At 67.9% G+C, this 10070-nt stretch carries 7 protein-coding genes and 1 pseudogene; 1 reads left to right on the forward strand and 7 read right to left on the reverse strand.

Translation table 11 applies throughout. The features are described from left to right. Positions 1-92: 92 nt before the first annotated feature. The 6 genes from FF36_RS31430 to FF36_RS07025 all read right to left on the reverse strand — a co-directional run bounded on the left by FF36_RS31430 (position 93) and on the right by FF36_RS07025 (position 8693). Positions 93-1514 carry a serine/threonine-protein kinase gene (locus FF36_RS31430; protein WP_157871705.1) on the reverse strand — a complete coding sequence of 474 codons (1422 nt, stop codon included), beginning with the start codon at positions 1512-1514 and terminating at the stop codon, positions 93-95. Further along, positions 1511-4267, reverse strand: coding sequence for an FxSxx-COOH system tetratricopeptide repeat protein (gene fxsT, locus FF36_RS07005; RefSeq protein WP_161849185.1), 2757 nt, complete (start codon positions 4265-4267; stop codon positions 1511-1513). The genes FF36_RS31430 and fxsT overlap by 4 nt, the downstream gene beginning before the upstream one ends. Before the next feature lie 634 nt (positions 4268-4901). Beyond that, a complete protein-coding gene (locus FF36_RS07010; RefSeq protein WP_044884131.1) occupies positions 4902-5975 on the reverse strand; it encodes an LLM class flavin-dependent oxidoreductase in 1074 nt (357 codons plus the stop codon). Then, positions 5972-6745 (reverse strand): OsmC family protein, encoded by a 774-nt coding sequence (locus tag FF36_RS07015; protein ID WP_242422350.1) that lies wholly within the window; start codon positions 6743-6745, stop codon positions 5972-5974. The genes FF36_RS07010 and FF36_RS07015 overlap by 4 nt, the downstream gene beginning before the upstream one ends. 379 nt (positions 6746-7124) lie before the next feature. Further along, positions 7125-8069 carry an ABC transporter transmembrane domain-containing protein gene (locus tag FF36_RS07020; RefSeq protein WP_082121739.1) on the reverse strand — a complete coding sequence of 315 codons (945 nt, stop codon included), beginning with the start codon at positions 8067-8069 and terminating at the stop codon, positions 7125-7127. 9 nt (positions 8070-8078) lie between these two features. After that, entirely contained in the window at positions 8079-8693 is a 615-nt protein-coding gene (locus tag FF36_RS07025; RefSeq protein ID WP_044884132.1) for a TMEM175 family protein, read from the reverse strand. 297 nt (positions 8694-8990) lie between these two features. Here FF36_RS07025 and FF36_RS07030 point away from each other — a divergent pair, with 297 nt between their 5' ends. Next, positions 8991-9440, forward strand: coding sequence for a peroxiredoxin (locus FF36_RS07030; RefSeq protein WP_082121740.1), 450 nt, complete (start codon positions 8991-8993; stop codon positions 9438-9440). 284 nt (positions 9441-9724) lie between these two features. On the opposite strand, the pseudogene FF36_RS07035 reads toward FF36_RS07030, so the two are convergent. Then, a pseudogene (locus FF36_RS07035) lies at positions 9725-9976 on the reverse strand (metal-dependent hydrolase); the annotation flags it as partial. Positions 9977-10070: the final 94 nt, after the last annotated feature.

The following is a 10070-nucleotide window of genomic DNA, read 5'->3' on the forward strand; positions in this document are numbered from 1 at the left end:
CGACGCGTTGATCGCCGCCACAGCTCAGGTGCACAGCCTCGTCCTCGCCACCCGCAACGAGTCCGGCTTCGCTCCCCTGGGTGTTCCACTCGTCAATCCCTGACTGGCGGGATGACCTTCACCGGCTGCTCATCGGCCAGGAAATCCAGGATGCGACGCCGCGAGGAACGAGCCGGTGGGCGCGCATCGTAGAACATTCGCGACGGAGGCGAGTTGTCCAGACGACGGTGCAGGGATGCTGCGCGGGAAGGCGGTCGCACGTCGTAGGGCATGCGGACCTCGGCGGATTCTGGTGAGATCCGATCCAGACTGTCTGTCGGCGGCGCCAGTTCCAGCCGCCGAGCGCCGACGGCCGCTTCGGTGAGATCGCGAGCGTCAGGTTCGTCGGCGTCAGGTTCGTCGGCGTCGGGCTCGTCGGGCTCGTCGGGGTCGGGTAGGGCGCTCTCCCAAAATCTGACGACATCGACCGCCATCGCCCCGGCGATCATCGTCGGCGCATTGTGTATATCCGGCAGGTCACCGTCGGAGCTCTGACCGCTCCGCAGGGATTCCGGTGACTTTATGACCCCGGGGGCACCTCCGGAGAGAATGACCGTCGTCCATGCCGCGCGACCGTTCTCCGGGCTTTCGGGCGGGGATCCGGGGGGCAGGACCTGATCCACCGACTGAACGGTCGCGACGTTCGCCCGCGATTTCCAGTCGTCCCCATAGACCTCACTGGCCGCCCGCGCAAGGTCAAGCGCGAACTCCTGCCCCGACGAGGGCCGGGCCGCCGGCTCTCGTTCGAGCGCCTTCATGATGACATCCGCGATCGGGCGGCGGACGCCGGGTGGCAGCGGCGGTCGGTCCTCGGCCAGCAGGCGGCGGACATAGCCGGCAATAGAACTGCCCCCGTCATGCACCTGTCCGCCGAGCATTTCATAGAGAAGCGTCGCAAGACCGTAGAGATCGGTCGCGGGTGTCAGCCTCGATCCTGTCAGCTGTTCGGGCGCCATGTACCTCGGCGTGCCGATCGGCCGCCCGGTGAAGGTGGCATCATCCAGTATCTTCGCGATCCCGAAGTCCACCAGCTTGGGAACGCCCGCGGCCGAGAAGAGGACGTTGCTGGGCTTCACATCGCGATGCAGGACCCCCATCCTGTGCGCATGGTGCAGCGCCTCCGCCAGTGCGATTCCCACAACATAGACGTCTATCTCCGAGAGCGGTCCGGCCTTCTGGCGCCTGGTCAGCGTCCCGCCAGGAAGAAGCTCCATGACGATTATCTGGAGATGATCTATCTCAATATAGTCGTAGACCCGGACGATGTTGGGATGATCGAGCCTGGCCAGAACCCGCGCCTCATCCGCGAAGCTGAAATCGAGTCCACCGAGGTGACCGAGGATTTTGATCGCCACTTCCCGGTCCAGAAAGCGGTGCCTAGCCCCGAGCACAAAACCGAAACCACCCTGCCCAAGGGGTGCGCCGATGTCATAGGAGGACAACCCCTCGGCAATAAGCCGCTTGTCGAAGATCACGATTCGACGTCCCTGGTCGGCGGCCACGCCTGGCCGAGGAGGTCGACATCCATCGCGAGATGCCGGTTCGACAGAATCGTCTCTGGATGTTCGTCACCAAGGATCTTGCGGCGGCCGAGCAGTGTCTGTTCGTCCAGCTTCCGCGCTGCTTCGTACTCACCCGCTCGCCGTAGGTCTCCTGCCAGGTTGTCGGCCGATCTCAGGGTCTCCGGATGATCATCGCCCAGCGCCACGCGTCGGCCCTCGAAGGTTTCCTCGTCCAGAGCTCGAGCCCGGTCGTGCTCACCGAGTCTGTTGAGCTGGTAGGCAAGATTCTCGACCACCCCGAGGGTGGTCGGGTGGCAGTCCCCGAGAACTCGGCGGGAGCGGATGACGGTCTCCTCGTAGAGATCCCGCGCGTCATTGTGCCGACCGAGGTTCGTCAGGTCGGAGGCGAGGTTGCTGGCGGACATGAGCGTGCCAGGATGATCCGGTCCCAGAGCTTCAAGCCGGCGAGTGCGAACCTCGTCGTCCAGCCCCAGAGCATCCTCGTACTGTCCGAGGCGACGCAGGTCGGCGGCGAGGTTGCTCGCCGAGGTAAGCGTGTCGGGATGGTCCGCGCCGAGCGCCTCGCGCCGCTGGTCCAGCGTCTTCTGATCGAGCGCGCGGGCTTCTTCGTGGTGGCCCAGCCACCACAGGTCGGCGGCGAGGTTGTTCGCTGACGTCAATGTGTCCGGGTGATCTTCGCCCAGTATGGCCCGACGCGTGGTGAAGGTCTCCTCGTCGAGTCTCCGGGCCTCCTCGACCCTGCCCAGGCGGTTCAGACCGGCCGCCATGTCGCTGGCCGCCGCCAGAGTCGCAGGGTGATCGTTCCCGAGTCGGGCCAGAAGACGGCGGTGAACATCCTGGTCCAGGTCGAAGGCCTCCTGGTAGCGCCCCAGGTCGGTATAGGTGCGGGCCAACGTGGTCTGCACCGCAAGTCGATGCGAGTCATCAGGTTCCGTGGTGTGCTTCCACCGCCTGAAGGCGTCGCCGACGAGCCGGTGCGCGATGTCGGTCTCTCCCCGCTCGATCAGGTACGAAATCGTGTCCAGAAGGAGGTCGCGGCAACCAGCGTCCTCGCTTGATCCCAGGTCGGCGGCCAGCAGGTGCGGCAACAGCCGCCGATAGTCGTCCCAGGAGGCCGGGTCGGTTGGATCGCCCGGCCGAGCGGCCACCAGGATCGCCTGCACCGTCCACCGCATCCTGCTCGCCTTGCCGGGATCCTCACCGAGCCGATCACGGATCAGGGCCTGAACGATCCGGTGCAGCTGGAGTGTGCCGCGTTCGATGCGGGCAAGGCTGTAACGACCGATCAGGCCTCTGGTGACCGGGAAATCAAGATCGTCGGCGACGAGTTCCGCCAGGAGGGCCGGCAATGCGACACGACCCGCCTTGAAGAGCTCGAATGGTATTGGCTCCGGGGCGAGGAAGGCCGCGATGTAGAGCAGTTCCACCGCTGCCGGATCCTGTCCCTCGAGCCGTTCCATGGAGATCTTCCAGCTTGCCGCCAGCGTCTTTCCGTACTCCCGCTGACGACCCTGCGACATGATTTTTATGGCCCGGGACCTGAGAAGTGTGAGGTACCTTTCGGTCGTCTCGCCTGTTTCATGGAGGAAGGCTGCGGCCTGGGCCAGCGCGAGCGGCAGGTCACCCAGCGCGTGGGCGAGTCGTTCGGCTTCGTCATCCTTCACGTCCCCAGCCCTCGACTGCACCAGTGCAATCGCTTCGGAACGACTCAGCTCCTTGACTTCGAGTCGGCCACCGACACCACCGTGCCCATGCGGATTGCGGGACGTTATGATGGTGTGCCCGCTTCCCCCGGTCAGGGGCCACCGGGTGATGGCGTCGCTGTCCTCGGCGTTGTCAAGAATCAACAGCCAGCGCACTCCGTCCAGAAGCCTGCCGTCGGCATCCACGAGCCGCTGGGCCGAACGATCGGATTCCTTGAGGCGTTCGGTCAGCCCAGCCAGCTTTTCGATGAAAAGTTCGGGCTGTTCGGCATCGACCCACCAGGCGAGATCATAGTCGCCGGCATGCCGGTGCGCGTACTCGACCGATAGCTGGGTCTTACCGACTCCACCCATTCCGTGAATGACCTGAGCAGTGGAGGTCCCAGTCGACAACAGCCTCGCCCGAAGTTCGACGAGGAGGTTGTCCCGGCCGACGAAGTCGGGGTTCCGGTCGGGAAGATTCCAGATCTCGGGCAGAGAGCCCGGAAGGCGAGGCTCCGTTCCGGCCGGTTCAGGTGGAGGAACCTGCTGCGGCGGGAAGACGGGCTCGCCGTCCGGACGACTTGGACCCCGAGCGGCCTCGAGGAGCCGACGTTTCGTGGTGGCATGGTCCAGTCCGAACAGGTCGACGTGGATTCTGCTCCGAAGAACGGGCGGCACCTCCACGGCTTCGATGCGGACGGGCAGCAACCGGTCGCGGCCCTCCTCGTCGCGGCACAGGGCCTCGGACCACTCGACCACGCTGTTGCGTGCGGGATCGAAGTAGGCCGGCGAATAGATGGCGAGCACCCGGTCCGCACGGGCCAGCGCCGTGGACAGGGCATCGATCCAGTTACGACCTGCCGGCCAGTCCCATACGTCGAGCTCCACCCTGTAATGAAAATCTTCCGCGTACGTCAGCTGCCAGGCGATCCATTCCGCCCACGGCCTGTCGTGCGGCGCATAGCTGATAAAGAAATCCAGATGTTCCGGCGCCCCCCGCCGCGCTTCCTCCACGCTCACCGCCAAGACTCAGAGATCCGCGGCATCGAGTCTATCCTGGCACGCCGGGCCATGAGAAGGCCGCCCATGAACGCCAAGGCGCGGTGGTGCCCCTGTCGGCAGGCATCGATGTAGCGGGGTGCCACTGTGTCGCGGTGCGACCGCTGGCTCCTTCGCAAGTCGTGACCGAATTTCATGCTCGGCTCGCCGGGCCGATTCGTCACCACTACGCGCCCGTGCCCTCGTAACGCCCCAGCTCAGAGTCCAACGAGTCCGGATCGCCGGGTGGAGATAGCCGCACCCGGAGCACCGTTCGGTGCGTGTGCGGGTCGGAACCGGATGGGGACGGCATCCCAGGTGGGCTGGGACGGCGCTGGCCGGCAGATATCCCTTGCCCTTCGACCTGGAAGGCCAGGCGGTGCCCGTCAGCCGACCAGGCCATGGTGGCCCTCCCGACTGCTCGACGTGGTACCGGTCGGCCCGTCCCGGGAGGCCGTTGCACGAGCCGGGATTCCGGCTGAACTACGACCCCTCGCGGCGCAGCACGCAGAGGTCGTCGGTGATGGCGCGGAGCAGGCGCAGCCCGCTGAAGGGGGCGATGTCGACGACGAGGGTCTGCCGCGAGATCATCATTTGTGTCCGGTCGGCGAGCTGGTCACCCGGGCGTCCTGAGCAGCGGCAACAGCTGGTTCCCCTGACGCTCGATCTCCTGCAGATAGGGCGTGTCCGACAGGACGAAGTGGGTGATCCCCAGTTCGGCGTACCGGCGCAGGGATTTCGCGACGTCCGCCGCCGAGCCGACCAGCCAGGTCGTGCCGGCGCCCTCGCCGCCGATCCGACCCGGCGCGGTGTAGAGGTTGTCGTCCAGGACCTCACCGCGCGTCTGCAGGTCGAGCAGGCGCCGCTGGCCGACGGCGTCGAAGCGGCCGCGGCCTTCGGGAAGGTCATCCTGACGGGCAGCCAGGTCGGCGACCTTGGCCTCGGCGTCGGCCCAGGCCTGCGTGGTGGTGTCCCGGACGACGGTGGTGACACGCAGCCCGAACTCCAGCGGCGGGTGCTCGCGGCCCAGCTTCTCGCTCAGCTCCCGCAGGCGCGCGATGCGTTCGGCGATGCCGTCGAGCGGCTCACCCCAGAAGAGCTGGACGTCCGCCTCCGCGGCCGCGACCTGCTCTGCCGCGGCGGAGGCCCCGCCGAAGTAGAGCTTCGGGTGGAGCCGGCCCGGGCGCGCCTGGACCCGGGAACCGAGGGTCGAGCCGGTCACCTGGAAGTGCTCGCCGCGGTGGGTGACGTCCTGTTCGGTCCACAGCCGGCGGACCAGTCGCATGAACTCGCCGGTGCGGGCGTAGCGCTGCGCCTGGCCCGCCTCGCTGTCGCCGTACGCCGCGAGCTCGTCCCGGCCCGAGACGATGTTGACCCGCACCCGCCCGCCCGACAGGTGGTCGAGGGTCGCCGCAGCGGCGGCGAAGTGCGCCGGGCCCCAGTAGCCGGGACGCACGGCGATGAGCGGCTCGAAGCTGGCCGTACGCGCCACCAGGGCCGTGGCGACGGTGAAGGTGTCCGGCCGGCTCCATCCGGCGCCGAGCAGCGCTCCCCGCCAGCCGTGCCGCTCGATCGCGACGGCCTGCCGGGTCAGCGTGTCGAGACTGTTGTGGCCCGCCACCGTGTCGTCGCCGCGGTGCCCGGGCCGTCCTTCGTTGGGGATGTACCAGAGGAACTCCGCCTCGGTCATCCGTGGTCTCCCGCCTGCACCTCGACCGACAGCTCGGGTGCCGGTCCCCCGCTCGGAGCGTGGACCAGCGAACCGGTAATCGTCTGGGGGTTCGTGAACAGGGCAAGGAGCGGGCACTCCGCCTCGACGGTCTGGTAGAGAATCTCGATCTCCTCGGCCGTGGCCGGGGAGATGACGGAGGCCTGGTAGGTGATGTTGTGCGGTTCCCGGGGCACATCCTCGAAGCCGGGCCGGCCGGCCCGGGGTTCCATCTGGCCCTCGACCTCCACCCTGATCTCGTCGAGCGGTATGTCCAGGCGGGCGGCGACGATCTCGAAGACGTGGGTCAGGCAGCTGGCGAACACGCCGAGGACGAGCTCGGGTGAGCTGGGCCCGAGGTCGTCACCGGCGTAGTCAGGGGGCGAGTCGCTGAGGATCTGATGCTCACGGATCCGGATCCGCCGGACACCGCTGCGTCCGTCGGCGACCGACTGCGCCCGCAGCACCGCCGGACCCGACAAGGTGCCCGCGGCGATCGCGCCCTCGCGGGCCAGCACGGCCGCGCGCTTGTGGACGAGAAACTCCCGCAGGCCAGGGCGCGCGGCAGCTGAGGTGGACCCGTCCCGCGCGGTGCCGTGACTGCCGACGGTGACATGGCTGCCGACGGTGACATGGCTGCCGACGGTGACATGGCTGGCACGGTTGCCGTCACCCGGCGCCGCGCTGACCGTGGCGGGCTGCCGGGCGGCAAGACCGGGCTCGCCGGCCGTCGAGGTATCGGTCGTCGGCATGACGTTTCCCTCCAGGAACAGTGGTGCCCACATGCCACACCACACGGCCGGGCGCACGCAACATCACGCCATGCTTCCGTAACACCCGAACAACAACCTGGCAGCGCCCCTGCCCGCCGTGGACCGGGGCAGAACCGTCCTCCTGACACTCCTGCACACCTGACCCCACCGACGCCGCCCGTCTCGCCAGCCTGACGGAAGAACTCCTGGCCGATCTCGACCACAGCTCAGGCACTCCGCGTTGACCGGAACGGCTGGCTGTGCAGACGGACGCCGGAACTGCCCAGCGAAGGAGGAAGCTGGTCGGGAACCTGGCGATGATCATGACTGTCCGTACCCGCGAAGGCCCCTTCAGCCACGCTGTCCAGGCCACGGAGATCTAGCCAGGGTTCTCGAAGTCCGTGACAAGAGCGGCGTAGCGTCCACCCCGCACCAGCAGCTCGTCATGGGTACCGATTTCGGTCACGCCGCCGGTGTCGACGACGACGATCCGGTCCGCGCCGCGTGCCGTCGACATCCGGTGGGCCACGACGAGCACGGCCCGGTCGGCCGTCGCCGCGATCACCGCGGCCTCCACGAGCTTCTCCGTTCCGGGGTCGAGCCCGGACGTGGCCTCGTCGAGCACGACGACGTCCGCACCGAGCAGGCACACGCGGGCGAGCGCGACGAGCTGCCGCTCGCCCGCCGACAGCAGCGACCCGCCCTCGCCGACCTGGGTGGCGAGACCGTCGGGCAGGCTGTCGAGCCAGCTGCCGGCGCCGACCGACGCCAGTGCCCCAGCCAGCTCGTCGTGGGTGGCGCCGGGTCGCACCGCCCGCAGGTTGTGCGCGAGCGTGCCGGTGGTCAGCTGGCCCTCCTGGACGACCATCACGATCCGCGACCGCAGTGCGCGCCGGGTCACGTCTCGCAGGTCCACGCCGGCGTAATCGAAGGCGAGGAGCAGGTAGAGCACGAAGGCGCTGAGGGTGCCCACGCTCACCGCGTCCCGCGCGGCGAGGGCGCCGCCGACGCCCAGCACCGCCTGCGTGAACGGCACGACTCCGAGTTGGACGGCGTCCTGTAGCGCGTCGACGTCGGCGGTCATCCGGGACACCAGTACCCCTGCCGGGGTGCGGTCGAAGTAGCGAACCGACATCGACATCACGTGGTCGACGGTGCGGCTTCGCAGCTCGCGCACGAACCACTCACCGATCCGTCCCACCAGCTCGACCTGCAGCCGGGAGAGCACCAGACCAGCCAGCGCCAAGCCCAGATAGAGCAGGCCGGCGCGGGTGACCACACCGGTGTCGGGCCGGCCTTCCACCGGTCCTTCGTCGACGGCCACGTTTCCGGGTCAGTCCGGGGCTCCGAACTCGCGCACGGCACGGCCGATGCGGCGGTCAGGGACGATCCAGATCAGCGCGACGACGGTGTAGCAGCCGGTTGCGATAATGACGCCGACCTTGCCGTGGGTGTCCACGAACTGCGCGGACAGTATTCCGGCGAGATAGAACAGCGGCGAGATCCTGCCCTTGAGATCCCATCCGACGGCCCGCCTGAGCTCGGAGTCAGGGCCGTGCGCCCGGATGACCACCCCTTGGAGCACGGAGTAGGCACAGGCCGCGGCCAGCAGGTTCACACCGAAGAGGACGACCGGGAAGCGCGCGTAGTCCGTCTCATCCATCCAGGCGGTCGTGAACGGGAACAGCGACAGGCAGAACAGCAGGCCGAGGTTCGCCCAGAGAACGCCACCGGTCACCCGGCGGGCCAACTGGAACATGTGGTGATGGTTGTTCCAGTAGATCCCGACATAGACGAAGCTGAGGAGATAGCTGAGCAGGCCCTTCCCCGTGCTGTGCCGCAGATCCGCGAACGTGTGCCCCTCGGGGACCTTCAGCTCGAGCACCATGATCGTGATGATGATGGCCAACACACCATCACTGAACGCCTCCAGACGACTGGTCCTCACCGGACCGCCCCGTCGACGCCGTGACCGACCACCGTCATGCGCGCAGCCGCACGCCTCACCCCTGTCCCCATGCCGTCATCAGACCATCCCCCGGCCAGGAGCCGCGGCGGTGGTGCATCGCGTTCTGCCGCCAGGTGGCCGACAGTCCGACCGGGCCGCGCCGATCGGGCGTCGTCGGCTGCTCCTCTCGTGCGGGGCGTCACCGGGTCGGGATAGCGTACGGAATCAGCCGTCGCTCCGACGGCCCTGGGCGCCGGGCCGATGCCTGTCGCCCAGCCCGAGGTGAGGAGCGCACAGATGCTGCGTGTCGGCGACACCGCGCCGGACTTCGAGCTGCCAGACGAGACCAACACCCCTCGCAGGCTTTCCACCCTCCTGACCGACGGTCCGGTCGTCCTGTTCTTCTACCCGGCGGCGATGACCAGGGGCTGCACCGCGGAGAGCTGTCATTTCCGGGACCTCGCGGCGGAGTTCGCCGAGGTCGGCGCCCAGCGGGTCGGTATCAGCACGGACACCGTGGCCAAGCAGAAGAAGTTCGCCGACAAACACTCCTTCGACTATCCGCTGCTTTCGGACGCCGACGGCAGCGTGTCGCGCGCGTTTGGCGTGAAGCGGCCGATCGACCTGCTGCGGGTCAGGCGCGCCACCTTCGTGATCGGCACGGACCAGGTCGTCATCGAGGTCATCAGCAGTGAGCTGAACATGAACACGCACGCCGACAGGGCGCTGGCCGCGTTGGGCAGATAGGACGGCCGGCACGGTCCGTCGCCTGACGCACGGGCCCGACCGCCAGATGTGCCGCGTCCACCCGGGGTACTGATTCCAGGTTGCCCGGCGGCAACAGGCAGCCCGTCTGACCGCGGCGGCGGACAGATCGCCGACGACGGTGAGCGGGTCATGCAGACGCTTTCACGTGAGACCTGTCGTGATCGTCTCGACGCCCCGCACCGCGCCGGAGGAGACAGCGCCACCCGCTCACCTGGCCAGCCCGATAGCCGAGGGCTGGCCGGATGAACGCGGTCAGCCAGGCGTCAGCGCAACCCGTGGGAGAGCAGGGCGCCGTCCAGCACGTGGACCGTCAGGATGACGATGACGCCGGCCAGCACGGGCACCACCACGAGGCGTTCGACCCGCCCGTCGGTGCGGGGGACCAGGACGACCTCCATCCGCCAGTTCACCGGCCAGAGCAGGAGGCAGCCTCGGGGGGTCAGGCAGTCACCGATCAGGTGCGCAAGGCACCCCAGGACAACCGGGTAGGCGACGAAGCTCATGTCCAGGCCGTGTGAGGTGCTGCCCGTTTCACGGACACGCGATAGTTGGACTATATCAGCTTTACGCCGCCTCCGGTATTGATGTCTGACTCGTCAGGTAGAGATG

It is taken from the genome of Frankia torreyi (genome assembly GCF_000948395.1).
In the GTDB taxonomy this organism is placed as follows: Bacteria; Actinomycetota; Actinomycetes; order Frankiales; family Frankiaceae; genus Frankia; species Frankia torreyi.

Coding starts and splice junctions, on each gene's coding strand:
- FF36_RS07010 (WP_044884131.1), bottom strand. CDS start 5,975: ATGACCGAGGCGGAGTTCCTCTGGTACATCCCCAACGAAGGACGGCCC.
- FF36_RS07015 (WP_242422350.1), bottom strand. CDS start 6,745: ATGCCGACGACCGATACCTCGACGGCCGGCGAGCCCGGTCTTGCCGCC.
- FF36_RS07030 (WP_082121740.1), top strand. CDS start 8,991: ATGCTGCGTGTCGGCGACACCGCGCCGGACTTCGAGCTGCCAGACGAG.